The organism is Shewanella mesophila (assembly GCF_019457515.1).
GTDB lineage: Bacteria > Pseudomonadota > Gammaproteobacteria > Enterobacterales > Shewanellaceae > Shewanella > Shewanella mesophila.
Map to the genome: position 1 here is coordinate 2,113,359 of NZ_CP080421.1, position 26,995 is coordinate 2,140,353.

22 protein-coding genes are annotated in these 26,995 nt (G+C 42.0%); 10 read left to right on the plus strand and 12 right to left on the minus strand.

Annotation, left to right across the window (positions count from 1 at the left end):
- Positions 1-38: 38 nt before the first annotated feature.
- Entirely contained in the window at positions 39-1,532 is a 1,494-nt protein-coding gene (dacB, locus tag K0I73_RS09255; protein ID WP_220064160.1) for a D-alanyl-D-alanine carboxypeptidase/D-alanyl-D-alanine endopeptidase, read from the minus strand.
- 41 nt (positions 1,533-1,573) lie between these two features.
- A complete protein-coding gene (locus K0I73_RS09260; protein WP_220064161.1) occupies positions 1,574-1,774 on the minus strand; it encodes a hypothetical protein in 201 nt (66 codons plus the stop codon).
- Between the two features lie 228 nt (positions 1,775-2,002).
- Between K0I73_RS09260 and K0I73_RS09265 the strand changes: the two genes are divergently transcribed.
- From K0I73_RS09265 to K0I73_RS09290, 6 genes are all read left to right on the plus strand, one after another.
- Entirely contained in the window at positions 2,003-2,335 is a 333-nt protein-coding gene (locus K0I73_RS09265) for a DUF1904 domain-containing protein (RefSeq protein ID WP_220064162.1), read from the plus strand.
- 11 nt (positions 2,336-2,346) lie between these two features.
- Complete coding sequence (gene pssA, locus K0I73_RS09270) at positions 2,347-3,660, plus strand: CDP-diacylglycerol--serine O-phosphatidyltransferase (protein ID WP_220064163.1); 1,314 nt, start codon at positions 2,347-2,349, stop codon at positions 3,658-3,660.
- A 165-nt stretch (positions 3,661-3,825) separates the two neighbouring features.
- Complete coding sequence (locus K0I73_RS09275; protein WP_220064164.1) at positions 3,826-4,587, plus strand: tRNA-uridine aminocarboxypropyltransferase; 762 nt, start codon at positions 3,826-3,828, stop codon at positions 4,585-4,587.
- A 567-nt stretch (positions 4,588-5,154) separates the two neighbouring features.
- Positions 5,155-6,723 (plus strand): tetratricopeptide repeat-containing sulfotransferase family protein, encoded by a 1,569-nt coding sequence (locus K0I73_RS09280; RefSeq protein ID WP_220064165.1) that lies wholly within the window; start codon positions 5,155-5,157, stop codon positions 6,721-6,723.
- 70 nt (positions 6,724-6,793) lie between these two features.
- Positions 6,794-7,432 carry a class I SAM-dependent methyltransferase gene (locus K0I73_RS09285; RefSeq protein WP_220064166.1) on the plus strand — a complete coding sequence of 213 codons (639 nt, stop codon included), beginning with the start codon at positions 6,794-6,796 and terminating at the stop codon, positions 7,430-7,432.
- A gap of 86 nt (positions 7,433-7,518) precedes the next feature.
- Positions 7,519-8,661, plus strand: a complete 1,143-nt coding sequence (locus K0I73_RS09290) for a DUF1570 domain-containing protein (protein ID WP_220064167.1) — start codon at positions 7,519-7,521, stop codon at positions 8,659-8,661.
- A gap of 404 nt (positions 8,662-9,065) precedes the next feature.
- Here the strand turns inward: K0I73_RS09290 and K0I73_RS09295 are convergent, their stop codons facing one another.
- Positions 9,066-10,241, minus strand: coding sequence for a serine hydrolase domain-containing protein (locus K0I73_RS09295; protein ID WP_220064168.1), 1,176 nt, complete (start codon positions 10,239-10,241; stop codon positions 9,066-9,068).
- A gap of 343 nt (positions 10,242-10,584) precedes the next feature.
- Entirely contained in the window at positions 10,585-11,028 is a 444-nt protein-coding gene (locus K0I73_RS09300; RefSeq protein WP_220064169.1) for an HNH endonuclease, read from the minus strand.
- A 121-nt stretch (positions 11,029-11,149) separates the two neighbouring features.
- Between K0I73_RS09300 and K0I73_RS09305 the strand changes: the two genes are divergently transcribed.
- The 3 genes from K0I73_RS09305 (at position 11,150) to K0I73_RS09315 (ending at position 15,803) form a co-directional block, all read left to right on the plus strand.
- Positions 11,150-11,710: a GNAT family N-acetyltransferase gene (locus K0I73_RS09305; RefSeq protein ID WP_220064170.1), complete on the plus strand. Its 561-nt coding sequence runs from the start codon at positions 11,150-11,152 to the stop codon at positions 11,708-11,710.
- Positions 11,711-12,013: 303 nt separating this feature from the next.
- Positions 12,014-14,593, plus strand: coding sequence for a M1 family metallopeptidase (locus K0I73_RS09310; protein ID WP_220064171.1), 2,580 nt, complete (start codon positions 12,014-12,016; stop codon positions 14,591-14,593).
- A gap of 289 nt (positions 14,594-14,882) precedes the next feature.
- Positions 14,883-15,803, plus strand: coding sequence for a manganese-dependent inorganic pyrophosphatase (locus K0I73_RS09315; RefSeq protein ID WP_220064172.1), 921 nt, complete (start codon positions 14,883-14,885; stop codon positions 15,801-15,803).
- Between the two features lie 104 nt (positions 15,804-15,907).
- Here K0I73_RS09315 and K0I73_RS09320 read toward each other — a convergent pair whose 3' ends face one another.
- Positions 15,908-18,310, minus strand: coding sequence for a Lon protease family protein (locus K0I73_RS09320; protein ID WP_258405328.1), 2,403 nt, complete (start codon positions 18,308-18,310; stop codon positions 15,908-15,910).
- A gap of 880 nt (positions 18,311-19,190) precedes the next feature.
- Between K0I73_RS09320 and K0I73_RS09325 the strand changes: the two genes are divergently transcribed.
- Positions 19,191-20,564 carry a hypothetical protein gene (locus K0I73_RS09325; protein WP_220064174.1) on the plus strand — a complete coding sequence of 458 codons (1,374 nt, stop codon included), beginning with the start codon at positions 19,191-19,193 and terminating at the stop codon, positions 20,562-20,564.
- A gap of 1,077 nt (positions 20,565-21,641) precedes the next feature.
- Here the strand turns inward: K0I73_RS09325 and K0I73_RS09330 are convergent.
- From K0I73_RS09330 to K0I73_RS09355, 7 genes are all read right to left on the minus strand, one after another.
- Complete coding sequence (locus K0I73_RS09330) at positions 21,642-22,784, minus strand: zonular occludens toxin domain-containing protein (RefSeq protein ID WP_220064175.1); 1,143 nt, start codon at positions 22,782-22,784, stop codon at positions 21,642-21,644.
- On the minus strand, positions 22,781-23,098 hold the full coding sequence (locus K0I73_RS09335) for a hypothetical protein (RefSeq protein WP_220064176.1): 318 nt from the start codon (positions 23,096-23,098) through the stop codon (positions 22,781-22,783). The genes K0I73_RS09330 and K0I73_RS09335 overlap by 4 nt, the downstream gene beginning before the upstream one ends.
- A 2-nt stretch (positions 23,099-23,100) precedes the next feature.
- Complete coding sequence (locus K0I73_RS09340; RefSeq protein ID WP_220064177.1) at positions 23,101-24,681, minus strand: hypothetical protein; 1,581 nt, start codon at positions 24,679-24,681, stop codon at positions 23,101-23,103.
- A gap of 111 nt (positions 24,682-24,792) precedes the next feature.
- Complete coding sequence (locus K0I73_RS19130; protein WP_258405329.1) at positions 24,793-24,927, minus strand: hypothetical protein; 135 nt, start codon at positions 24,925-24,927, stop codon at positions 24,793-24,795.
- Positions 24,928-24,957: 30 nt separating this feature from the next.
- Positions 24,958-25,197 (minus strand): hypothetical protein, encoded by a 240-nt coding sequence (locus K0I73_RS09345; protein WP_220064178.1) that lies wholly within the window; start codon positions 25,195-25,197, stop codon positions 24,958-24,960.
- A 162-nt stretch (positions 25,198-25,359) separates the two neighbouring features.
- The gene (locus K0I73_RS09350; protein ID WP_220064179.1) at positions 25,360-25,653 is read right to left on the minus strand and encodes a single-stranded DNA-binding protein; all 294 of its coding nucleotides are present in this window, start codon (positions 25,651-25,653) and stop codon (positions 25,360-25,362) included.
- Between the two features lie 9 nt (positions 25,654-25,662).
- The gene (locus K0I73_RS09355; protein ID WP_220064180.1) at positions 25,663-26,940 is read right to left on the minus strand and encodes a phage/plasmid replication protein, II/X family; all 1,278 of its coding nucleotides are present in this window, start codon (positions 26,938-26,940) and stop codon (positions 25,663-25,665) included.
- Positions 26,941-26,995: the final 55 nt, after the last annotated feature.

Genomic DNA, 26,995 nt, shown 5'->3' on the forward strand with positions numbered 1-26,995 from the left:
CCTAAGAGTGCGCTCTCAGGGCTTTCTTATGGGATAAGCTAGGGGCTAGCGGTTTGTTGAATGGCGTCAGATGAGTCTAGTAATGTTTGTAAAAATAGGGCGCTAAACGGCGCTAGTTGCTCTTGCTGCGTCTTAGGGCTTTGGCCATTTTCCAATACGACGAATGCAATTTTCAGTTCGTTATCAAGGGATAAAAAGCCCGCCAGGTTATCTACGCCTTGCATAGACCCTGTTTTAGCGATCACCTTATCTTTTAGTGGCGCTTTATTGTATGCGGTTTTATAACGCAAGGTACCGCTTTTACCCGAAACGGGTAATAAGGCGATAAGATGCTCAAACCGCGGATCGCGATAGATGAGTTGTAATACTTGCAGTAATTGATTTGCGCTAAGTAGGTTATAACGCGAAAGTCCAGAGCCATCCACTATCTGTGCGTGAGTCAAATTCACTCCTGCATCAGTTAAGACGGTAGAGACAGCTTTAGCACCATTAGCAAAGGTTCCTGGTTGCTCATAGACACTCTCGCCTATGGCTTTAAATAGTTGATCGGCAATCAAATTATCTGACTTCAACAGCATGGTTTCAATCAAGGATGCTAAAGATGGCGATTTATGCAAAGCGATCAGTTTAGCTTTAGTATCAATAGCATTGGTTAATTTTACCTTACCCTTAACCCGTATTTTGGCCGACTTTATCACCTGGGCCACCAGCTGCTGCGCGTATAGACCAGGCTCGGTAATGGCGATAGCCAGCTTGACGGGGTGAGCTCCTGTAAAGCAGCCACCGATATGAAACTCATTTTGGGGTAGGCGTTGCAACGACAGCTCACAAAACGCTTGCTGGTTATTTTTATCGAAATAGGCTGTGGTGGTAATTTTCACTGGCAGGTAACGGGGAAAGCTGAGTTTAGCGCCATTATTGGCTAACATAGGGCTTAGCTGACCCAAGATACAATTTTTATTGATCACGAAACGAGACACGGGGGCCGCGTAGCAAATTCCCAAATCATCCCAAACGACGCCAGGCGCCTTAAGCTGCTCGTTAGCTTGTCCAACTAAGTAGAGATTACCTGAGATTTCATACAGACCTAAATCGTTAAGTTGTTTAAACAGTTGCCGCAGATCATCGCTTGTTAAGGTTGGATCGCCGCTAAAACGCAGATATAGATCGCCTTGCAGTTTGCCATGACGAATCGATGCGCTTGAGTGTAAGCTGGTGTCGAAAGTAAACTGTTCACTTAGCTGAGTGGTCGCCGCAACTGCGGTAAGTAACTTTTGGGTACTGGCTGGGACCATTAAGATGTCGGCATTGTAGCGGAAAACGGACTTGCTCGAAGTTAAGTCGACCGCTTCGAGCCCAATTTGAGAGTGAGGTGGTTTGATCACCGACATCATATTGTTTAGGTACTGAGTCGTGTCTGCATCCGCGATCGCAATGGTAGTTAACATTAAGTACAGCACAAGTGCACTTATCAGTGCATTAACACTCAGTATTTGGGTTAACTTGACAGTTAGCGTCGTAAAAAAAATCATAACCTCACTATCTGCCTCTCTGCTTGTTAGACCTAACGAGATTATTGTTGCTTGTTACTTTTTGTAGAACGTTGCTCTGGAGCGTCATCTTTTTCCATCAATCGATATAACCTTAAGGTCACAAAGGCGACCAGACCAATAAATAATGGCAGAATAAATATTCCAAGCTGAGTTTTAAAATGAAAAATTGCCCACGCTAAAATCAGCGTTATGGCTAATGTAATAAGGATGTTTCTGTTCATACCATGCCCAATAGTGAGAAATAACACATTGTATATCGTCAGTGTTAAAAAAGCCGTAATCCACACTGCAAAAAAGGCTGAGTCCTCAAATTAGCGAGCTAAATATGGCTATTTGGTTAAATTAAAACCACTATTTGCTGACGCCACTCCCATTACAGCAGAAAAACCTTGCCCCTAGAGGCTTAAATCGGTAATTTCTATCACCTTAAGAAAAGGGATGGGATCACTATGCCACATATTCGTATGCGCGGCTTACCGCAAGAGGCGGTTATAGAACTCAGCAAGACGTTAATTGATGAATTAGCGCTCCTTTGCCAGACAGCGCCCGGCGGCTTTACATTAGACTGGGTGCCGAGTATGAGTTACCGCCACGGAGAGGTGGACAGAGATTTCGTACAGGTCGAAGTGCTCTGGTTTCCCAAAGACCCTGAAACGCATCACGTAGTTGAGCAAGCTATTCGTCAAGCCATATTATCGGTTTATATGTCGGCGAAACACATCTCAATCATGTTCACGACATTATCGCCAAGTTGCTACTATCGTGATGGACACCATTTTTAAAGGAGGATGCCTTGCTGGATAAGCTAGGTGGGATTGCGTTACCAGACGATGCTATTCGTTGGTTGTTAACGCCACAGGCACTAAAGGCCGAATTATTAAAGCAGATCGCTCAGGCTAAGTTTGCCATTACTATTGCAGCGCTCTATCTAGAAGATGATGAAGCGGGACGAGAGATCCTCACAGCCTTAATGTTAGCGAAAGCCAATAATCCTGAGTTAGATGTGACAGTGTTGGTCGATTTTCATCGCGCACGACGCGGCTTGATCGGTCACAAAGGTGATAGCGGTAACTATTTTATGTACCGTGAGTTTACCCAGAAGGCTGAACATCCGATCAAGATCTTAGGTGTGCCGGTTAAGTCTCGTGAATTTATGGGCGTGTTGCACCTTAAAGGTTTTGTGATTGATGATACCGTGATCTTTAGCGGGGCCAGTCTAAATAATATCTACTTACATCAAGGTGATAAATACCGTTTTGACCGTTATCATGTGATCTCGTCGCCTGAGCTAGCACGCTCGATGAGACAGATGGTTAAAGACTATATTGAAGATGACAAAGCGGTAACCTCGTTGACTCAATCGAAAGAGAGTGAACAGTTGCCAGATAAAGTTGATGTGCGCACTCTTAAAACACGTCTTAGCGCGGCTAAGTATGAGTTTAAGTCGACCAAAACAGGAAATCGGATCACCCCGGTAGTTGGTCTAGGCCGTAAGCGCAATAAGCTTAATAAGTTAATCATTGATCTGGTTAGCCATTCAGCAGAGTCGCTGTTTATCTGTACCCCGTACTTTAATCCGCCGTATATTTTATCTCGGGCGCTATCAAAGCATCTTAAACAAGGTAAGCGTATCGATATTGTTGTCGGTGATAAGACGGCTAACGACTTCTTTATTCCGCCAGAAGAGGCGTTTTCGACGATTGGTGCATTGCCCTATTTATATGAACAGTCGTTACGTAAGTTTGCTAAGCGTCAGCAGTGGGCCATTGATTCGGGCCAGCTGAATATCCATTTATGGAAACATGGACGTAACAGTTATCATCTTAAAGGCATTAGCGCGGATAATCGCAACCATCTGATCACAGGCTCTAACCTTAATCCAAGAGCCTGGGCGCTTGATTTAGAAAATGGTCTACTGTTACAAGATGAAACGGGTTGCTGGAAAGAGCAGTTTAACAACGAACAGCAACATATCCTCGAACATACGGAGCGTCTGTATCACTACAGTCAAATAGAGACGTTACATGACTATCCTGCGCCAGTTAGAAAGATCATGAATCGTATTCGACGTATAAAGGCCGACTTTTTACTCCGAAGAATACTTTAGCCCTGGTATCTTTAGCTCGTTAGCTAGCTAAACTGTGACTGATAAAACAGCGAGCTTAAGGCTCGCTTTTTTATCATCCTAACGCGTTATGAATTAAGCGTGTTACTTCAGATCGGGGATCTTGATATATAATCAAGTTTGCAATCAAAAATTTTAAAGGCATAAATGGCAGTTCTCGACGTTAAACCACATGCGGTGCATCTACGCTATCGATATAGAAAAGCAATTTCTACTAGACCCTATAATGCAAGGGGGAAAAACCTAGTGCGCTGCGATTCATGTTTATTGGCTAAAGCATTTTGCACCTGTGAATTTCGTCGACAGCTAAACTCTAAAGTCAGCTTTTTATTGATCATGTATGATGATGAAGTGCTAAAACCAAGTAATTCAGGGCGGTTAATAGCCGATCTTATTCCCGATACTCATGCCTATATTTGGTCGCGTAACTACGCCAATCGCAAGTTATTACAACTGTTAGCCGATCCAACTTATCAGCCCTATCTTGTGTTCCCAGGTGAATATGCCGCAGCCGAACAAAGAGTGGTTAATTCCGTTTCACCAGCTAGCGCAGATGAGCCACAAAGTAAAAGGCCTTTATTCATCCTACTCGATGGTAGCTGGCGTGAAGCGATTAAAATGTTCAATAAAAGCCCTTATCTTCATGATTTGCCCATGCTGTCATTTACACCAGAAACGGCCGCTCGTTACGGTTTAAGAAAAGGCAGTCGTGACTTTCAATTGGGCACCGCCGAGGTTGCCGCACTCGCTCTAGGTTGCGCCGGCGAAGCGAATAATGCGGCCAGCCTCAATGCCTGGTTTTCTCTGTTTATTGAATCTTCACTTTTCAGTCGCAGCCGAAAGAGCACCCATGATCTTTCACCACTAAATGAACTTAGACGACAGTTTGAGCAAAGCCTTGTCAAATAGTGATTGCTTCTAGGGGACAAAAGTGTAAGCGGAGTTGAGGCCATTTTGCCTTTTAGTCTCAAACTTCCTATATTTATCGTTAGAACAACTGAATAGGCTAGGCTTTTGATTTTATGGCGTCACAAATTTAGCAAGCATCGAATACTTTGTCTTAAACTGGTTTTAGGCGTGACTTGTGTTGTCTATGCTACAGCTGCTGAAGACAAGCAGAACCTATATCTTCAGGATCCCGAGTTGATCGTACTTAACCCCAGCCATGATGTTGACCTTGCGTCGTTCCCCCAATCGATATCGAAATCAATCCGACCAGATCCTAAATGGCTATCGAAACATCAGCAGAGTGCATTTAACCGTTACCATGCCATCTATTTTTGTAAAAAATATCGATGGGAGTTTTGTGAACGTTGGGGTTCGTTGACCGTTACTCGAGTTGCTTAATGGGGTTACCTTCTATTACATTTGGCTTTTTAGTGGCGTTCATAAAATCAACTTAACCATATACAACATCAGCTTAACGTGGCTTAATAGTCGTTAGGTTATTAAGGAGTTACAGTTAGGGATAGTGTTTTGTCATCGATAGAGCGAGCTGAGCATCATATAGCACAGGGTGAATATTATTTAGCAGAGCAGATTTTTACTGCGCTTACCCACAATCGACCCACCTCGAAAGAAACGGGTTATGCCTATATGGGATTAGGTAAACTAGCCCTTATTGCAAAAAAAGGGGATGAGGCTGTCGAGCGACTCAGCCAGTCCTGCGAGTTTTTAGCAGGGGACATTCAGCCATTATCTTTGCTAGCTGAGGCTTTTAATTTGGTTAATGCTAAAGAAGATGCGTTAACTGTGCTCAATTATGCTAATCAAATTGTGCCAGAATCACCGGCATTACGCTACCAACTGGCCAAGCAACAAATCGTGATGGGAGAGTTAGAGCAGGCTAAATCGCATCTGCTACTTGCGATTGAAGCATTAGACCTTATACATAGTAACGACCTTACAGCACTCTCAATTGAACAGGTATCGATTTATTCCCATTGTTTATTGTCACTTAGTCAGCTAATTACGACTGGGCGCCCAGTCGATACAAATACAGATAATATCAACACAATCACGAGTGATAGGACACAAAGCCCATTATTGAAAAAGGCATTTGCGCTCAACCAGTTTTGTGAGAGTCTCAATGACGACTCAGAGACGTTAGTTACCGCTCGGATCGTACTCAACTACAGCTTGGGGCATCTGTTTCATTACAATGGCGATCACAGACAAGCGTTTGGTTTCTATCGCCAAGCCAACATCTTGCAACATCAGCATTGCAACGTCACGACCAGTGAATTAGCCGCCTATGTTCATTCGATTAAATCCTTTGTTAATAATGACACCCTAGCGATTGGTAGTGATAGACAGTTCAATATCACGCCTATTTTCATTTTCGGGCTGCCGTGCACGGGTTCGAATTTACTTGAGCAGATGCTCGTCAATCACCGACAAGTAGATAGTGCTGGTGAGTGCGACTATCTCGATGAAGATATACTTCGGGCTGCTTATAAATCGACTGCTAAGTTTTATCCTCGCTGTATTGGCGATTTAGACATCTGCCAGCTAAATAGTCTTAGTGAGCAGTATCTAAGGCAATTGAAGCAATATGTAAATCCTGAATTCGATACTAAGGCCGTTAGTGGTCATAGTCAGATATTTCATCCCGACATAACCCATATAATCGATAGTTCTCCAGCTAACTTTCAAACGGTCGGCCTAATATACAAGCTGTTTCCAAGCGCAAAAATTATTAATATGACTCGTGGGGCTGACGCAGTCTCATGGTCCGTCTATCAACACTATTTCCCTCAGAATGAACCTCATTTATGTTGCCAAAAAGAGTTTGAGTTATATCGGCAAGAGTATGAAACCTTGATGGAACATTGGCGTCAAACCTTGCCTAGTTTCGTGCTTGATGTCAGTTATGAAGCGTTAGTTGCTCATCCCGAAGCGCAAATTAGTCGTGTTTTAGCTTTTTGTAAGTTACCTTTTGGTGATACACAAGTTAAGCAGATGAAAGCTATTATCTCAGTGTCTAATATGGCTAAAGATGTAAGCTGGCAAGATTATCAGGGCTTTGTTAACGGTAATGCTTAGCACGATATTAATACTTACTCTTTGTATTTAATGCTTATTAAATAATTGATTTTAATAGTGAGTTTTCTTAATGAACAGTTTCTATAACGACAATGCAAATATGCTTGCTCGTCGATATCTATCAACCTCTTTTGAAGAGGTTCACGCGAGCTGGTTACATCATCTTAACGCCTTGTTGGAGAAGCAAGATACTATCTTAAAGGTGTTAGATGTAGGCGCTGGTAATGGTCGCGATGCGAAATATCTTGCAGAACAATCAACCAATCGTCAAATGGTTGAGGTAGTTGCCGTAGAGCCTGCGCTTAAGCTTGCCAAATATGGCGCAATTTATACGAGTGGACTTAATGTTAATTGGATCGACGATCAACTGCCACGATTGAATAAGCTCACTATCTATCGAAATGGATTTAACCTTATTTTGTTGAGTGCGGTATGGATGCATATTCCCGCAGAGGCGAGACTTTCGGCATTACAAACCTTAGCAAAATTGCTATCTCCTCAAGGTAGAATTGTGATCTCACTTCGATTTGGTCCTAATGAAGATGCAAGAGTGTACTATCCTGTCAGCGCGGAAGAGATCGAAGCATTAGCGAAGAAAGCACACCTAAGGGTTATCGAATGCAGCGATAGAGACACAGATAAACTTGGGCGGACACAGGTGTTTTGGCAAACGTTAGTGATTCAAAGGGATAGTGATTCAGTAACTTAAATTGATTAAGTTTTACCACTATCGATTAGATTAATGTCGATTAGGGCGAAATAAGCTATCAGGGCAGACGAAGTAGTGAGGTGGCAATGGAAAGCCGTTTAAGTCGTTACATTATCTTTGTGCTGGTGATTGTTGTACTGCTGTTGTACCTAGATCATTATCAGGGCCGCTGGATTAAGCTGTCTTTTTTAAGTCAGCTATTGACTCACTTCACCACAGAATCACCTGGTGACTCAGGTGACATTACCAATCTTTCCGCTAAAGCACTATCTATTACAAAAGCCCCCACTAGAGCCAGTGAATATTATCAACATGCTGTCGATACGGCTAACTGCGACATGTTAACCGTGGCTCAAGGGAAAAAGGCACAACAGCAACACAATAATATTTATCGCTGGGTAGATGATAACGGCCTAACTCATTATTCAGATAGTACGGCAATGATAAGTGAAAGCGATCTCACCCAATATACTCAACCTAGCTATAATTTTGAACTCAAGATCAATAGCACACTAAGCTATCCTCCAGCTTTCTATCGAGATAAAATTCGCTTCACCTTAAAACAGATCGATAAAACCTATCGTAGATATCTGCCAAACGCGGCGTTACAGCCAATCACTGTTAATCTCATATTAGCGGGAAATTTAAAGGCTTATGATAAGTTGAAAGCAAAATTCGGCAACGGGGTAGGTGCCAGTCAGGGTTTCTATTCAAGTAAACATAATGTAGCGGTGGTTTGGTACAAAGAGGAGTCTCAGGCATATACTACAGCCATCCATGAGGCGGTACATGTGATGAATGCCGGTCAATTTGGTCAGACGCCGCGTTGGTTCAATGAGGGGGTAGCCGAGTATTTTGAGTCATCAAGGTTTTTGTCCAGCATCAATCAAGACAGCCGTTATCCACTGATAAAGGCGAATGGCAGATCGAACGTAAAATCAGATAATAGATACTCGCATATGGCATTAGATTCGCTACTGGATGCAACTCATGTTGATTGGCAAGGCACTCAGCAAGCTTCGCTTTATTATCATGCGCATGCTTTTATCACATTTTTGATGACATATCCGACAGCAGTTCCCACATTTAAGAAACTCATCAATGAATATAGTGCGCAGCGTTGTAAACCAAAATCATCAATAACAGTGTTACGCCAATACCCTGGAGGCATTACTCAGTTAAATATGGATTGGAAACGCTGGTTAAATCGACAAAAGGATAAGTTCTAATGGTGTCAGATGAGTAACTATTCAAAATAATGAATATCAGTCAGAAAATTATCGGAGTTACATTTTTAAAGTTACATAAAGCTGAATAGTTATTCTTTGTAATTGTAGTCTATTGGATACAGCAAACATCGAAACGATCAACAACAAAACCCACCCAAGTCAGCTATTAATAAGCAAAGGTTCAGTGTTTGACCATGTTTGGTACAACTCAACTCTTCAATTCAGCTCACGCTCAATCATTAACTCATAATCATCAGCGCTTGAAGAGACCTACCTCCGGTCTCTTTTTTTGACTCAGATTAGGGCAATTTAACCGAACCGTTACATAGTCTTTGGTTGGATCTGAGCAGCAGAACCGCAGATATTTCTCGAAGGTTTTTGCGCCCAATGGTTATCTTCTGGCGTTAACGTTTAGCCATTCCTTGCGCCATTTTTTGGGTTGTTTTTGCATTAGCAAATAGGGCATGCCAAAAATCGGCACCTAGCTCTGCAATCACTCGCGACTCACCATTGAGTAGCATGGCCATACCCACATTGAGCTCTGGAGAGTAGGCGACTTCGGTGACATATCCAGCTACCCATCCTGCATGGTAAATAAGTGGATGACCTTGGAAATCATACACGCGCCAACCTTTGCCATAGTGAGCATCGTCTAAATAGGCTTTCCATTCACGACGCCTGAGTTCTTTGGTCGTGCGAACTCCCGGTGTTGTAATATCTTCTATCACCCGCGCCGAAATAACATCAGGGCGATAGCCCATATTGGCCATTAACCACTTGGATATATCGGTAATACTGGCATTGACGCCCGCAGCAGGTAACAGTTGATAGTAATTGGGTTTAACATTTACCTGCTTGAAGCCCAAACGTGTTTTGATGTGGGGCTCCGCACGATTAGCTACCTGTCGAAATGCATCAAAACCGATAGAGGCGGTTTTCATACCAAGTGGTTCGAATAGTCGCTGCTTGATTATCTGCTCATAATTCTGACCGCTTTGTTGTTCTATCGCTTGCTCTATAAAAGAGAAGGCGACATTTTGATAGCTATAACAAACCCCTGGCTCACACATAGGCGTTAAATCTGCAAATTTAGGTAAGATCCTGTCGAATTTGATATTGGCATTGATTAGATTGTCATAACTGTTCGGCATCAGGCCCGTACTTTGACCAATAACATGACCTAGGGTGATGTCGGAGCCTTTAGCGGGCGGGGCAAGTGAAAATTCGGGAAGGTAGGCCGTTATGGGTTGCTGCCAACTTAGCTTATGTTCATGCACTAATAGACTAGCGAGAGTTCCTGCAAATGTCTTAGAGACAGAGGCCAAGCGAAACACTGTATCTGCGTTGATCTTTTTCTTACCGCCTTTATGACGTTTGCCATAAGTGCCAAGGTTAACAACTTTGTCGCCCTCAACAATAACAAATGCGCCGCCAGGCACCTTATTCTTTTTTAAGCGCTTATGAAACTGCTGTTGAAAATCATCGCTGACGGTTTGATATTGAGAGGCGTCAACAGAGGAAGCATACATTGTAGCGCTACAAATCAGTGTTAACGACGATATGACCGTTTTTAAAGACATGAAATTACCTAAAAATCCGTATGTGTACGGTATTAATTATTATGGTTGCTCACCGTTACCTTTCATAGATTTTACGTAATTTAAGGCAATTGGTCGCACTTCTAGCTTGGTCATACTAGCCAACCCACAAACAAGATGTAAGCCTAATCCGAAAGTTTCACATTAACTTGTATAACAATTAGACAAAGCACTACCATTTGCGTGCTATTTAATCAAAGCTGTTTACTGCGATGTTGTCGTTTCAATTGGTACTGCCAATCTCGGACTTAGGTTTGCGTTACGACTTTTAAGATTTTTTTGTTCTCTCCCTGCAAAGCCGCTCATGGATGTGCCCCTCAGGGGCTTAACGCCAATCTTGATCCATCGACGCCATCTTGCCTAAGTTACATGCTTCACACAAAATCTGTAGGTTATTAATATCGAGCGCCAGTTCTGGATAAAGCGATCTCGGCTTAATGTGGTCGACATGCAATACCGCGCCAGTTTGCAGCGAAGCGCCACAGGAGACACATCGGCGACCATATCGCTCTAGCGCTTGTAGACGCAAGTTAAGCCAAGCTTTGGTTTTATAAAAATCGACGGTTTCATTGAGTGGCGATTCTTCAAAAGGTGCATCAAAACTTAAGTGCCCTTGGGTATCACTGAAAAAAGAGGCATTAATATCGCGCTCATCTTGATGTTTTATTAGCCACTTGCCAATGCCGCGCAGGGCACTTTGCTCGGTTTTATAATGTTTAGTGCGGATCTTGTTGGCAATTCTAAATGTAACGCTAAAACATCGCTCCACTGACCGACTCCTTTTTGTCTTGTTTCATTAAGTTACCTTTGTTTTCATGATTAATTTGAGGCTATCATGTCAAGCCATAAAATAGCAGTCGAATAGATAAGATAACAATAAGGATCACTTTATGGAGATCACCAATAGCCCACGTTTACGTTTTGAGATGATGACTCAAGAGGATGCCCAGTTATTATTTGAACTGGATCAAGACCCAGAAGTGATGCGCTATATTAACGGCGGTAAGCCCAGCACCATGGAGGATATAGTCAATATCTTATTGCCACGCCTTAAGGTTTATACCGATCCAGATAAAGGCTGGGGTATATGGAAAGTCACCACAAGGAGTGACAATACCCCTTTGCCATCAAGCTTCATTGGTTGGATTTTAGTGCGTCCAATGGACTTTTTCAGCGATAGCCCTAAGTATCATGATATAGAACTCGGCTGGCGCTTCAAACAGTGTAGCTGGGGTAAAGGATATGCAACGGAAGCGGCAAGAGCGATCGCAACGAAAATAGCGAATCAACAAGGGGTTAGCCATCTTTCCGCCGTTGCCGATGAGGATAATTTAGCATCAATAAAGATCATGCAAAAACTGGGGATGACTTTTAAACAGCTCACTCAATATCCGACGCCAATGGGCAGTGTTGAGGTCGTTCACTACCAAATACCGGCTGATAAGCTTTAATCGCCTATTTAAGTCAGCCAAATTTTGCTGAGAAAGTGTTTTGGTAAGCAGATGTGTACTGGTCTAGCCATAAAGAGACTAATTTTGTAACATCTGCCACAAAATCGCCACATGACTAGGCAATAGTGATCAAGCCATTGTCGATGGCTAGCTCATTAATACTAATTAAATTATATAGATGGTCTTTTTGGGGTGAAAAACTGGCTTATATCAGGCGCAACACTTGGTATAAGCCCAACTTACGCCAATTAAGAGGGACAAGCTAAATAGTGAGATTGGTAACATTATTAAAAAAGGAATCCCATGTACCGTATCGTCACTTCAACAATCGTGACAGCGGCGCTATTTAGCAGTGCATCGCTAAGCGCTAATGAATATGTCTTAAGTAAAGTCGCCAAGCCACTTTCTCAAGCGATAAACCTCACCTTAGATCCCAAGCTCGATACCTTCTCAGGTTCGACCCAGATCCAGATAGAAGTCCTTAGCCCAACACACATCATCGATATTAGTGGCGTCGCATATACGGCAGCGAACATTAAACTCGATGGCGCATTTCAATGTGATATGACGGCTAATATGCTTGATACGGGTATCGTTAAACTCAAGTGTGGCAACGAGATTGCCCCCGGTAAATACACCTTATCGATGGACTTTACCGCACCTTATAACCGCCAATCTGTCGGGCTATACAAGACAATCGATGCGGATCTGCCTTATCTGTTTACTCAATTTGAGATGAGCGATGCCCGCAGAGCTTTCCCAGTATTTGATGAGCCTGAATATAAAATTCCGTTTCAAGTGACGATCACATCCCCAAGCAAGGAAAAGGTCTACAGCAATACACCTGAAGTCGAAACTGTGGTTGATGGTGATGTAACTCGTCATCGCTTTGCTCAAACTAAACCGATTTCATCTTATCTCGTGGCGTTTGCGGTCGGTCAGTTTGAAGAGCTTGAAGTCACTGGAATGAAAATCCCTGGCAGGGTGATCACCACCAAGGGCAAAATCGACATGGCTAAGTATGCCGCAGAGCAGATGCCTGTCATATTAGATGCGTTAGAAACCTACTTCGGTGTGGACTATCCTTATGCCAAACTCGACTCTGTTGCTGTTCCTGAGTTTCCTTTCGGTGCAATGGAAAACGCAGGACTCGTTACTTATCGTGAAGATATCTTATTGTTAGACGACAGCAACGCAACCCAAAATGCACGTCAAAGAACGGTGTCAATTGTCGCCCATGAGCTTGCTCATCAATGGTATGGCAACTTAGTGACCATGCAGTGGTGGAATGACTTATGGCTAAACGAAGCGTTTGCCAGTTGGATGGCGTCAAAGATCACCCATCAGACTCACCCTGAGTTTGAGTCTAATTTACGCTTATCGAAAAATCGCGTAATGGGCCTTGATGCACGTCTCTCAACTAAGCCGATCCGTAAGCCAATCAAAACCGAAGCCGATATCATGGATGGACTAGGACTGGCGTACAGCAAAGGGGAATCCGTGCTTTCGATGGTAGAAAATTGGATCGGTGAAGATGCCTTTAAGTCTGGCATACGCAGTTATATAAAGGCCCATGCCTACCAAAATACCACCGCCGATGATTTGTGGAATGCATTAGCTAAGGCCTCGGGCAAAGATGTGGCCAAGGTCTTAAAGACCTTTATCGAACAATCCTCTTACCCTTTGATCAAGGTAAAGGTCTCGGGTAACCAATTAACCTTAAGCCAGCAACGCTTCGTCTCATCGGGTACTGAAGCACCGGCGCAAACTTGGACTGTGCCAGTATCGGTAAAATTTGGACAAGATACCCATGTCAGCGAGCAAACATACTTGCTTGATGCGCCGAGCAAAACATTTGAACTGCCATTTGAACCAAGCTGGGTATTTCCTGATGCACAAGGTATGGGATACTACCGCTGGGTTTTAGAAGCTGAGCAGATGGCGGTCTTGCTAAGCAAGAGCAAAACCGTACTTAGTCCAAGAGAGCGCAAGGCATTGATATCGGCCGCAGATGCGTTGCTTAAAGCTGGCTATGTCTCTGGTGGCGATCTATTAAATATCTTGGGTGAGTTTGTTAACGACAGTCATCCGCAAATCGTCTCTGATGCACTCGGTTATCTGCAGGCGCAGAAGGGCACCTTTATTGATAACAGTAACCAGCAACTCTGGGCTAAATTTGTCACAAAAAAAGCTCGGTTGGCGCTAGAGGTTTATGGGTTATCAACGAGTGCAGGTGAAGATCCTCAGATCAGTAAATTACGTCCATTACTCATCGCATTGTTAGGCTTTGAAGGTAAGGATCCTAAGATCATTGCTACGGCAAAGACCGAAGCACTGCTCTATTTAACTAAGCCTAGTGCAGCAGATCCCTATCTTATCGGCACCTATTTACAACTGGCGGTCTTTAATGGTGATGAAGCATTAATCAAGCAAATAATGCAGGTTTTTGAGAGCACTAAAGATCCGCAACAAAGAACAAATTTGCTCTATGCACTAGGCTATGCGCCGGCAGGCGAAACACAGCAAAATATTTTGGCCTATAGCCTGAGCGATAAGCTAACCGCACCGGATTTAAGTTATCTGTTTGCGGGTCAAAGTTATACTAAGGTTCGTGAAAAGGCTTTTAGGGACTGGGCTTATACCCATTATGAGCAGCTTGCGGCTAAGCTACCACCGTTTGCATTGCCTCGTTTACCAGCCTTTTTAGCTAGCGGTTGTGAACTAGAGCCATTTGAGCGCGCCAATGCATTTTTCTCAACCAAGACAGATAAAGTACCTGGTTATGCTCGCAGCCTATCGAAGCTTAATGAGCAAGTTAACGACTGTGCCGAGCTCAAAGCCCGGGAGCAAGCCAGTGTCGATCGATTTTTAAATCATCATTAAGTTGGTCTTTAACAAAGATCGTTTAAAAAAGAGCTCGCTAGGCGGGCTCTTTTTTTGCTTATGTTAGTGCTTATCTTAGTGATTATTTTAGGTCCATTAAGGAACCAAGCTAAGTTAACGTCTTTTCCTAAGTGGATTTATCGTCATGTAAGGGCGTTCTAAAAATGATCCGCGTGATCAATATTTGCCGTTAAAGAAAACTTTGTCTCAACGAATTAATGTTTTTTAGCTAATGTAAATTGAATTCTTCTTTGGTAAAATGCGGCAAATTTTACCGTGAGAATTAACTATGCCAATGTACGTTGTGGGACATAAGATCCCAGATTCAGATTCAATTTGCGGCGCTATCGCACTTGCTTATCTTAAAAATCAGATTGGTGAAGCTGCAATTCCAGCGCGTCTTGGTGAACTCGCTCCAGAGACAGCATTCATACTAGAGCGTTTCGGTTTCGAAGCTCCGGAATTCAAAGAGAGCTACGCGGGCGAAGAAGTTTATATTGTTGATCACTCAGAGTTAACACAAGCACCGGATGATATTGCTCAAGCAACGATTGTCGGCATCGTCGATCATCATAAGTTGGGCGACTTAACCACATCGACTCCGCTTGAGTGTTGGATCCGTCCGGTAGGTTGTAGTAACACAGTCATTAAGATGATGTATGACTTCTACAATGTAGAGATCCCGAAAGATATTGCTGGCATCATGCTATGCGCTATCTTAAGCGACACGGTTATCTTTAAGTCACCAACCTGTACCACTGCCGATATAAAGTGTGTTGAAGCATTAGCTGAAATCGCTGGCGTTGAGGATTTCAAAGCACTGGGTATGGAGATGTTTAAGGTTAAGTCGGCAGTCGAAGGCACTCCAGTTCGCGATCTTGTTATGCGCGACTTTAAAGACTTCAACATGAACGGTAACTTAATCGGTATTGGTCAGCTTGAAGTGATCGATCTATCAGTGTTTGACGACATCAAGGCCGATCTTGAAGCGGATATTGCGGCCCTGAAGGCTGAAGGCAAGCGTCATAGCGTACTGTTATTACTGACAGATATTATGAAAGAAGGTTCTGAAATGTTAGTGGTTTCAGATGACAGCGAGTTAACCTCGCGCGCCTATGGCAAAGCAACTGAGAATGGCCGAGTGTGGTTAGATGGTGTTCTTAGCCGTAAGAAGCAAGTCGTTCCACCGTTGCAAGATGCGTTAGCCTAATCATGTTATCGATTAGATAAACCGAGTTTTTCAGTTAAAAACTCAATGAAAAAGCCGGTGAACCACCGGCTTTTTGCTGCAGTAATGTGCAACGATCGTCGCGTCTATTTAACCGTCTTAGCTTGGCTCTTTACATGTGCTCTGAGTTTTTGTAGTCGTCTATCGGCTGTACCAAATACAGAATCTGCAGCATAATCCTCAAACTCAAAGTCCCGCTCACCAGCCTTTATCCCAGTTAATATTTCAATGGCTTCGGTCACATGGTCAATCGCCCAAATAGAGAAGGTGCCTTTCTTAACCGCATCAACAATATCGGATCTCAGCATCAAGTTTTGAACATTAGACTTAGGGATGATCACCCCTTGGGAATCACAACGTCCTTTTATAGTGCAAACATCGAAGAAACCTTCGATCTTTTCATTCACGCCACCAATAGGTTGAGCTTGGCCAAATTGGTTCATCGACCCCGTTATCGCAACATCTTGGCGAAGGGGCAATTTGGCAAACGCCGAGATAATGGTGCAAAGCTCAGCCATCGAGGCGCTATCACCGTCAACCCCGCCATAGTTTTGTTCGAAGGTGAGGTGAGTGGTCAATGGGATCTTATCGGTTTGCCCCAAGATTGTGGCCAGATAGGCGGTCAAAATCATCACCCCTTTAGAGTGAATACTGCCACCGAGTTCAACCTTCCGCTCAATATCAAATACAACGCCTTCGCCATAGGCAACGGTTGCGGTGATCCGGTTCGGCGCGCCAAACTGATGATCAGATGTGGACAATACCGATAGGGCGTTGATTTGACCCACAACCGAATTTTGAGTGTCGATTAGCGTAGTACCATTAATAAAACTCTGCATAATGTTATCTTTGAGACGACACACTCTATGCTCATGATTTTTCAGTGCTTGCTCGACATGACCAAGCCTTATCATGTTAGCATTACTGGATTTGGCGACATAGTTAGACTCACGCAGTAGGTTGGCGATATCAGCAGAATGCAGCGAAAGCTTATTTTGAGCATCGGCCTGACGTGAACTAAATTCGATGATGCGTTTGATTGCGCCGCGATCACAGTGCAGCATTTTATTACCATGAACTATGCTAGAAATAAATTTCGCATACAGTGCTTCTGACTCATCGGTTCTTGGCATTTCGTCTTCAAAATCGGCAGTGACTCTAAACAGCTCTTTAAATTCAGGATCGTAATACTGTAAAAGTTGGTAAGTTTGATAATCGCCAAAGAGGATGATTTTAACATCTAATGGAATAGCTTCAGGATCGAGAGAGATAGTCCCTGACAAAGTAACCTCGCGTTCGAGGGAGCTGAGACTTAGCTTTCTTGAACGCAATGCACGTTTTAATCCATCCCAAACATAAGGCTGTTCTAACACCTTAATTGCATCGATCATCAATACGCCGCCGTTCGCCTTGTGCAAACTGCCTGCGCGGATCAAAGAGAAATCTGAAAAAATGGTGCCCTTAAATGTGGCGTTTTCTATGTAACCAAAAATATTGTGATAGTTAGGGCTTTCCTCTATCACGATGGGCATCACTTGATCACCGTGATTAACCAACACATTAACTTGATAACGCCGAGGCATTTTCTTTTCGAGTGACGCGTAAGATAGAGCTACTTGCTCCTCATTTTGTTCTAAGAAAATATCTAAATTATCAATAATATCCTTATGCATCTCATTCAGGTAAGTTTTAATTTCGCCCTGATCTGCATAGGATTGTTTTAAAGGGTCGATAAGATGGACTAATACATCTTGTGCAACTTGCTCGTCATGCTTTTGCTGCTTTTCGGAATAACGCTCTTCCCATGCAGTAAACTTTCGCACCACTTCCCGCAGTTTTGACTCCAATTCGCCAATTTGCTGTTCCAGCTGCTCCTGTTCCTTGTTGCTTAGTGCCGCAAAGGAGGCTTCACTGTGAGCTTCTTCCCCATTCATCGCCACTAATTCATAACTACCTTGGGCGGTTATGCTAAGACTAATGTTTTTCGAGGCAGCCTCTTTAGTGAGCTGGGTGAGGGCGTTTTCTTGTCTGTTCGCTAACTGACTTTTTAACTTTTCAGCTCGTGCATAATACATTTCATTATCGAACGCCAACGGTAGTGCTTTTACCAGCCGTTTCATTAGCAGCTCAATATCCTTCTTAAATTGAGTGCCTTTACCCTGAGGAAGCTTGAGTACTTTAGGGGTTCGAGCATCATCGAAGTTTACGACATAACACCAGTCATAAAGTTGATGATGACCATTGGGATCATAACGATCTAAATATCGCATCACCATGGTGCGCTTACCTAAGCCGTTACGGCCAATGGCATAGATGTTATATCCTTTGTCCTTCATTGACATGGCAAATTCAACAGCGCCTTGAGCACGCTCTTGACCAACGATTTCATTAAGCGGTGTTAGGTGTTTTGTCGATTTAATATCAAGGGCTAATCCCTTAAGATCACAATGGCGATAGAGTTTGTCACTGGTAAGAGGGGAAATTGGCATAGATGAATTACCTTTTATGACAGAGATTAATCTCAGTGTAGGCATAAGATTTTTAAATTTCAGTACTTTATTAATCGATAACCCGTTTTGAACCAAATATCCTAGCTAAATGCTCAATATGTGACCAAGACATGTTACTTGCGGAGGCAATCGACTTAAATCTGCTCGATATTGCCTACAGATTTACTGTGAGCGTCTATCACAGTGAAACATCAAATCTTTAGGTGGTTGGCGAAAATTATAAGTGTTAATAATAGCCTTGCTTACCAGATCAGTTTTCATCGTAATTCCCGTCAAACTTCGTGTTAGCGAGATCTACACTGACCCATTTTGCCCCTAAGTTTGTTACCTTCGAATGAAGGTTTGGCATTTTTTTACTTTGTCTGGGTAGTGGTTGGCGAAGTCTTTTTTGGAAAGTGTATTTAAAGGTCGAACCTTCACCATTTGAAATTGCCTGCCGCAGGCCTTATGTGCAAGCGCTCTTTTGGCTCGCCACGAGCACTTCCATGTGGGCTCTGCGAAATCATCTGACCTCCAAGGATGGAGGGAATGCCGAAAAATGTCAGGAACATTTTCGGCCATGATTTCAAAGGCCAAAACCGCGCTTACACCTATCTCTAACGCTTCTTCGATTGGACTTCATTTGATACGACTAATGAGTTAAAGGCTAAGAAGCTTTTGCCCCTTTATTGGTTAGAACAAACATTTCTCCTCATTTAATTAACTCGTCATTTGACCAAATTTTGTTTATGCATGAAATGTGTCTACAGAATTGAGGGAACATCAGTTTGAAGTCGGAAAATTATGTAAAGTAATTCAGGTGCTTATCATTGTTTAGATTTAGTGCGATAATACCCGTAAATTTAATGGTGGTGTTGGTATGACAATAGGTAAGGGAACCGAACAGCTTCGTACTGGTGAGTTGGTTTTGCATTGCGTTCAGGTCGAAGTGTTTCAAATAATTGATGATGGACTCAAAATGTCGGGTCACGGCACTATTAAGGTTAACAATGTCGGGACAATTTACATGGAGTTCATTTGCACCACCAGTGAGAATGTACCTCATGCGTTGTTTAGTGAAAGACTACCTAAAGACCCGTTAAATGAAGAGCACAAGTTGTATCTCCGCGCTCAAACAATAAGCGGTGACGTGTATGTGTCTGACGATTTCTCTATCCAAATCAATATGAACTCATCGTACCCACCAGTCCATCACTACATCTTCTTATCGTCGATTAATTGCTGTTCTACCGCTGAGCCGCATCAATCAAAAGAAGGTAATTACCTTTACTTTGAATTTGCAGAACATTGCAATATCCCTGCTAACAAGTCTAATTCAGTCGTTTCTAGCCTTGGTGATGAGTCACACAGCCGGAATCAGACAGTACTGGAAATGGATGGTTATTCAATATCTATGGTCAAAAAACTAGACTACACAGAAGTGCGTGTAACGGGATGTTTTGACCCTGAAGAACTATTGCAATGTTTGAAGTTCTATATTGGGTTTTCTAGCGCATCTATGCCTCAGTTTGTTTATATGCTGAAGCGCATGGGTGAAGACACACAAGAGATTATTTCCAGTATAGTTAACAATCAAAAGCGCCAGCTGTCATCTAGCCCAATGGTCAAAAATGTTGCTGATAAAAAGTACAGAGACGCTGTTTACCACTACAAGTTATTAGACAATATAATCAGTCTGCGCAAGAAGAATCCTAGGCAATTTGAGAGTATGTATTCTCAATGGGAGAGGGTGTGGTATTCCTTCCAATCAAAGAATAGCATTATGATTCTAACCCTATCGGTCGCTATCGAAGGGCTGTTAAATGATATCTATATCCCTGCTATCAAGGTAAAACAAAATAACTTAGAGTTGGAAGCTGAGATAAAGAAGGTCAAGCAACAGATTAAAACGCTTGAGCTAACCGAAGATCAACGCAATCGAATTCTGAATAGCGTGAGTTACTGGAAGAATATTACAGCAGCTAAAGCTCTAGAATACTTAATTGAACAGGGTGTAATAACAAGTGCAGATAAGAAGTTGTGGCAAGATCTTCGCAATGAAAGTGCTCACCCTAAGGTCCGAGAAGATAATTTAGCTAAAGAAAGACTGGAACGTGAGAAAGTATCGTCCTGCTTAAACTTATTCCACAAAATCGTGTTGAATACATTAGCGTTTTCTGGGCCTATTTGGATCTTACAAGCAGGTAAAGAGCCTGTTTGTGAAGAGTTGATCCATATCGAAATCTTAAATTGATGTGCACTGATTAACTTGCTTTGTCAAATTGTTGAATGGATTCCTAGGCATCAATGATAGGTATTATACTGTGTTGAATTACTAGCAAAAGGTTGGACAGTCATAACTTCCAATGTCAAAAGTTGAGATACTTTTTCTCATCTAAGTCACTCGGGATAGACCAGAGACTCTAACGTGTTTCTGTCCAGAAATGAGTTAACTTGTGATTGCCCAAGAGGTACCAGTAAAGTCAAATCGAAGAGATAGAAAACTCGGTGTGAACACAGTTGTGACCTTCCGAGGCATGGACGCCGAGGTAGAGCTCACATGGAAGTGCTCGTAGCGCGTCACAAATGTGTTTGCACATGAGGCCTGCTGCAAGCGATTCAAAACAATGAAGGTTAACGCTACCATCAGCCATACCAAAAACCAATTCAGCCAAATGTTATCAGCCAAAAATGCCAACACCTTCATTCGAAGGTAAACCCACTTTTGTCCAAAAATGGGTTAGGGGACTTAACTCACTAATACCAAAGTGTACTAGCATCTATTCTTTGCGACAGGACGAATAACTTCATTTAACCCATAGGACCTAATAGTTACGGCCAGCTTCACTGTTCTAGGGGCTTACCATACCTTCCATCCTGGAATAATCACATATTCATAGATAATCAGGCCGTTGATATAGAAACCTAGAGCAGAAAAGTACATTCCCGATACATTTTTATCACTATCAACAATTCTATCCAAATTGAAATTGACACATTTTACAAAGAGGTTGTCATAACGCAGCGCACATTCTACTGGGCAATAGTGTGGTATCAATGATTTCGTGCACGTAGCGACGCCTAATCTTTAATCAATTCAATTGCCTTTCATCATTTGAACAATCTGAACTAAGGTCGAGAGGCTATTGACTGTCAATGCTTGAATTGCGTCTTGATTCAGAATCTGAAATTAAGTGAAACTTTACAAATTTCCCGCACAATTACTTAAGTCACACACCCAATTTAACATAATATACATTGTGCGCATTTTTAAAATAAACAAACCAACTCAAACTGATTAAGAAACCTTCCCACTGACGTGGGCCCCTTCCTAATCAGTTTGCTCTGGTGTCGAATCAGGTAAATTAGCAGCTAATGCAACCCTAGGTGAGTCGCATGTTATCCAATCCTCATAATCCTCATAAGTAACAAGCACAGCGCAATCACCAAACACTTGAACGTCATAACCAGCAAGACGCAAATCTTTAGTTGAGATTGTAAACATAGGCTGACCGTTCTGTGCGGCAACAAAATACACCTCTTTAACCAAATAACGCTTAAGAGTGAATTCAGCAACACTATCAATATGAAGAGATACCTTATAAAAAGGATGTTTTTTTGATTCCGAAGACTTTTTAGAACTTGGTAGAACTGGTGAAGCATTAGCATTCGAAACAACAGAGGAACTTGAAACTGAAGGTTTAACCTCAACAGGTACAGAAACTGACTTTGAAGAGTCAAGACCTAATGAGTCAGGAATTAAAATCTTTTTACCTGTATAAAGCGTAAAAACAACACCAATAACAATCAGAGCTATAGATAGTTTTCGATGAGGAATAAAATTAGCTTTAATGTCTTTTGTTTTAGCTTCATCAACAGGCTTACTTGATTGAGTATGGCTTTGGTAAAACTGAAAATATTGCTTTTGATATTCCCTTTCTTCCTCATGAATATAATCAGAGTTACGACCTGAAATACCATGATAAGTCTTTTTAATATAATGAGTATCATCGCCAAAAACAGACTTTTTAATACAGCGAAAACAAACTTCAACCATATCTTTTAAATCTTTATGCAACTTGGCAGGACTCTGACAAAGAATAATAATGTCATGACCATAATGACCATGCATCGACAAATATTCTAAAACTTCTTTTTTGGCATCACGACCAATCGATAAATGAGCCTCATCAACAACGAATAAAACACCTTGACCATTTTCAGCCTTCCAATCATACCGAGTAAAATCAGAAGGAACAGAAAATGGCCTAACCATGCCGTACTGGTTAAAATTCGCCTCAACAACAGTAATATTATCAGCTACATCTTGGCTATAAAATTGAGCAATCTTTTCTTTATTAACAGGAATATTAGTTACAACTTTACGACCATCCTTAGCAGCAGGAATTATATGATAAACAACGCTTTCATAGCTTTTACCAGCTCTAGGGCGACCAAAGATACCATTAATCACGAGCCCAACCTCACAAAAGGAATTAACTGAAGCATCATGCGTATTATAAGAGCAGTAACTATTGACGACATAGAAGCGCTAATACCACAAACACCCATAAAATACTGAGTTTCAGGAGGTATTGCTGAAATATACTGCAACGGGTTCAAACCTTGAAATAAACTAGCTAAACCATCTAAAACAAATATTACAGCACCGAATAACATATCAAGAGTCCACCACAAAAAGTCTTTTAAAAACTCAACAAAGCTAATGAATATTTGATAAAGATAATCGACAAACTGATTCCATTTATTTGCAAACCAATCCAACATAATTAACCTCCAAATATAATTTTACGCACAGCAAAAGCCGTGCAAATCATATTAATAGCAAAAAGAAAACCAAGAACTCTAGCGTCAAGCTCAAGCGTATTACAGCCATAATTCATTAAAGAACCTAAATTAAAACAAAATTCCATTGGAGGCGCGGAACCGCTAACTGCAATATTTTCAAACTGTTTAACAAACTCAAAAGGAGCACTGCTTTTTAATGCAGATGAATTTTTACTCCAAACATCAGAAAAACCATTAGGATACTCGGGTTCATAAAAAGACTGAATACCCTGACTAGGCTCTGAATCAGTTTCAACACCAGTTTCACCTAAAGACTCACCAAGGCCGTCAATAGCAGAAATAACACCATCATTTGAACTGCCGCCACCGCCAGCACCAGAACCACCAGAAACAATAGCCTGCCTCACCCCCTCAAGACCATCGACAACTTGCCTAGCATCATTGCTACGAGCAGCCTCACGCTCTGCAATCTGACGCTCAACATATTCAGTTATCTCCTTTTGTTGTTTAATCAGCTTGTTGTGACGCTCAGCAGCATCTTTTTTCAACTTATTACTTTGGTCTGAAATCGCGTCAACAATATTTTTACCAATACACGTTGTTTTATCGCCAACTGTAGAACAATCAACACCGTCATAAGGTGAGTCAGTAGAAGTCTCTTCAACCTCGTTTTCAGTTGTATCTATACCATCGTCAATACCACCACCATTATTATTACCATCACCTTCATCGGGAACTGTAACATTGGAGCAGTCTTGATAAGTAAGACCGTTAGATAATTCGTGAGTTGTACAGTCACCCTCTTTGTCTTCGGGTGTAAAGCTAGCATTCGATTCGATTTTACCATTACCGCAAACCGCACCGTTAGAAACACCCGTTGTCCACTGAGCGCCCTTATAGCTAGCACCATTGTTGATGGAGTAAGAGCATTGGCCATCGCAATACGTACCAGAACCAGCAACAGGAACCTTTCCAAAAGTTTGTATGCTAGAACTTACTTCACCCTTGCTTGGACACTGGATAGGGACGCAGCCGTATGGTTCAACAGAATATTTAAAATAACCAAGTGGACAAAGAGGGAAATTGGGAAAACAAACCTCATGCGATTCATTGCCGGGTTCAGGCATAGGCCCCTTTTTATAATCTGGAAAATCATTAGGCGGACATATTTTAGAATCAGATTCAATTTTAGAGTGAGCTTTTCCGTAATTTACATTACCGCCCGTAACCCAAGGATAACTAGGCACTTGTCGAACCTCAGTTCCACAAATCAAATGAATTTCACGCGAAATATCAACATTATTACACTCAGTAATACGCGTAGTCTCAGAACCTTGTGGGCCAATTGAGCGCAAAGTTTGAATGCAATCAGAAAGCGACATTCTAGAATCTTGAACATAAGAAGGGTCATAAGAAATGTAATTAGAGCGACAAGAATAGGTTTCACTATTATCAGATTCAGGTTCAACCCAATCAGGCATATTTTCGCTAAATTCAGCATTACAAAAAAAAGAAAAGGCCGACAATGCAAGCATTAACGACCCTGTTATTAGCTTTGACATTTATCAGCCTCCAAATAAATTTTGGCTAACTACGTAGCCGCAAATCGCCCCTATCAATGCGATAATCGTAAAGATAAGGGCTAGTATTAAACTAGCCACATATCCGCCTTGTTAAGCTTTATTGACAGCGCGTTTAGCAATGGTAATACCCTTAAGCGCAAGAGCAATACCAACAATCAACACACCTGTTGCACCGATAAAAGTAGCAACAGAAGCCAAATCTACAGCAGCAAAAATATCAGCCATTTTAAATCTCCAAATATTAATTTAATGCGCTTATGCGCGTTTAATAACACCCTTAGCTATCTTGACTTGATAAGAAAGATAACCAAGGAAAACAACCCAGCCAAAAACAATGCCAAAAACCTCGAGCATATCGGCTGGATTAATTTCAATCGACTGAACAGCTAAATTGTATTCAGTCGGTGAAACCAAGATGTAACCCGTACAATCATCAACAGATTGAGCAGATTGCATTAAATAACCTTCAGCAGTGAATGCTACGCATTGAGCCATTGAAAAACCTCATAACTCAAAAGCAAATCACCAAAATAACAAGAAGAACAAAGAGGAATATTGCACGGCTGAGCAAAACCAGCAGGTTGCTGTTCTTGACCGTCGTAGAGATTGCCGCAACAAGGGCAAGTCCAAACAGATAAGAACGCCACGTGAGCCATATTAAGCCGCCTTAATGCCAGCTTTCAGCGGAGTAAGCAAAACATTGAAAGGGTTAACCTCAATCTTGCCAAAACGCGAAACCTGAAAACTAGAAGGATGAATTTCATATTCACCTGCGGGATTAGGTGGTACACCCTCCTCTAGCGGAATTTGAACCTCAACAGGATAACGACCACCGTTATACATATAGCCACGTTGCCAATAGATAGTGCGGTCAGGCTTGCCATCTTGACCCTTAAAAGAACGTTGTTGAACAACACAGTCTTGGCTATCAATCTCAATTTTTACTGACATATTTTTTCCTTAACTTGCTAATCGCATAGTTTGTCTTAGTTGCTGATGTAATGGTTTTGGCTCATGCCAATTTGCTGGATGTTGCTTTGAAAAATCGACATTTACAAACCGAACTAACGGAACCACATTAGAGGACGCAGATGCTTGTAAATTTTGAAGATAGGACTTAGGAATAACAGAGGAAACCTCAGATATTGTTCTATAAAAAGTACGCTCAGGCATAGTGGCCTTGACTTCGTCCCACCCTTCGTGCTTAAGGCTACGAACAAAGCGAAATAATCTATCTGCCTTTGAATAAGTCGTTTTACCCGTTTTAGTCACTGTAAAATATTCGGCACGCAAAGCCGCTCTGACATCGTCATCGTTATATATGTTCACTTGTTTGCCCTCGAAAGTTTTAAATATGTCTTTCCAAGCGTAATCCCATAGATATTGAATCGGACAACAGCGCCTTGACAGGTTTTCACAATGACGAACGAAGTCACCCACATGAGTAGGAAACCCCAAACGCTTAAACGTCTTAGGCAAAATAGAAGCCTCAAAACGTAGCGAGTTTTGCGCAAAAGCTAATACCTCTGGCGCTGTCATTGCTTCAAGCTGTCGTTTATATACGTCCTTTTTTGTGATCTTTAATTTATGCTCGGTTTCTTTAATTTGATGCTGTAACTCAAAATGCTTTAAATATGCTTTTAACTGTTTACGTCTAGATGATTTTTGGCCGTCATTAGAGCTTTTTACACCCCAATAGGCAGTTGTTTCATGTGCTGACTTACTAGAGCGAGTTTGGCCTGATGATAAATTTCTTAACACAGTAATGATGTTTCTTGCGTCAGCTTCACTATCTAAATGGGCCGTGAAAGTGCAATCTATTTGCTTAATCTCGGCACTTCTAAAATCAAGCATTTCAGCCAACCTAGGCATACCCATATTGAATGTGGTCACCAACGATTCAACGCATAAACGAACATCGTCAGAACCGTAAACATTATGACCTTGGAGTAACTTTGCAGGGCTGGCTTTTATCTCAATAAACGGCCAGTAGGTAGAACCACCCGCATGAATCTTAAATGAAAGCGTTGACCAGCTTGAAGGGAGCGATTCGTATGGGTGGCGTAGTGACTCGAAATCATATTGACCGTCATTAAAAGTCACATTGCCAGACTCTAATTTTGCACCGCGGAGATTGCATTCTTTGAGGTCGATAAGGCCAGAAATGCGGTCAGATGCCGTATCTCCAACAACAAAAACCTCATCAAATGGAATTGCAATCCGTAGCAAGTCAATCATCACATGTACACATAAATTAAATAATGATGGTGGATTATAGACACAATATTTATTA

What these genes read in the sequence shown, in the direction of transcription:
- K0I73_RS09320 (WP_258405328.1), bottom strand. Translation starts at nt 18,310, where the DNA reads ATGCCAATTTCCCCTCTTACCAGTGACAAACTCTATCGCCATTGTGAT.
- K0I73_RS09340 (WP_220064177.1), bottom strand. Translation starts at nt 24,681, where the DNA reads ATGTCAAAGCTAATAACAGGGTCGTTAATGCTTGCATTGTCGGCCTTT.
- K0I73_RS09265 (WP_220064162.1), top strand. Translation starts at nt 2,003, where the DNA reads ATGCCACATATTCGTATGCGCGGCTTACCGCAAGAGGCGGTTATAGAA.
- K0I73_RS19130 (WP_258405329.1), bottom strand. Translation starts at nt 24,927, where the DNA reads ATGGCTGATATTTTTGCTGCTGTAGATTTGGCTTCTGTTGCTACTTTT.
- K0I73_RS09350 (WP_220064179.1), bottom strand. Translation starts at nt 25,653, where the DNA reads ATGTCAGTAAAAATTGAGATTGATAGCCAAGACTGTGTTGTTCAACAA.
- K0I73_RS09295 (WP_220064168.1), bottom strand. Translation starts at nt 10,241, where the DNA reads ATGTCTTTAAAAACGGTCATATCGTCGTTAACACTGATTTGTAGCGCT.
- K0I73_RS09275 (WP_220064164.1), top strand. Translation starts at nt 3,826, where the DNA reads ATGGCAGTTCTCGACGTTAAACCACATGCGGTGCATCTACGCTATCGA.
- K0I73_RS09325 (WP_220064174.1), top strand. Translation starts at nt 19,191, where the DNA reads ATGACAATAGGTAAGGGAACCGAACAGCTTCGTACTGGTGAGTTGGTT.
- K0I73_RS09355 (WP_220064180.1), bottom strand. Translation starts at nt 26,940, where the DNA reads ATGATTGACTTGCTACGGATTGCAATTCCATTTGATGAGGTTTTTGTT.
- K0I73_RS09260 (WP_220064161.1), bottom strand. Translation starts at nt 1,774, where the DNA reads ATGAACAGAAACATCCTTATTACATTAGCCATAACGCTGATTTTAGCG.
- K0I73_RS09335 (WP_220064176.1), bottom strand. Translation starts at nt 23,098, where the DNA reads ATGTTGGATTGGTTTGCAAATAAATGGAATCAGTTTGTCGATTATCTT.
- K0I73_RS09310 (WP_220064171.1), top strand. Translation starts at nt 12,014, where the DNA reads ATGTACCGTATCGTCACTTCAACAATCGTGACAGCGGCGCTATTTAGC.
- dacB (WP_220064160.1), bottom strand. Translation starts at nt 1,532, where the DNA reads ATGATTTTTTTTACGACGCTAACTGTCAAGTTAACCCAAATACTGAGT.
- K0I73_RS09290 (WP_220064167.1), top strand. Translation starts at nt 7,519, where the DNA reads ATGGAAAGCCGTTTAAGTCGTTACATTATCTTTGTGCTGGTGATTGTT.
- K0I73_RS09285 (WP_220064166.1), top strand. Translation starts at nt 6,794, where the DNA reads ATGAACAGTTTCTATAACGACAATGCAAATATGCTTGCTCGTCGATAT.
- K0I73_RS09345 (WP_220064178.1), bottom strand. Translation starts at nt 25,197, where the DNA reads ATGGCTCAATGCGTAGCATTCACTGCTGAAGGTTATTTAATGCAATCT.
- K0I73_RS09305 (WP_220064170.1), top strand. Translation starts at nt 11,150, where the DNA reads ATGGAGATCACCAATAGCCCACGTTTACGTTTTGAGATGATGACTCAA.
- K0I73_RS09315 (WP_220064172.1), top strand. Translation starts at nt 14,883, where the DNA reads ATGCCAATGTACGTTGTGGGACATAAGATCCCAGATTCAGATTCAATT.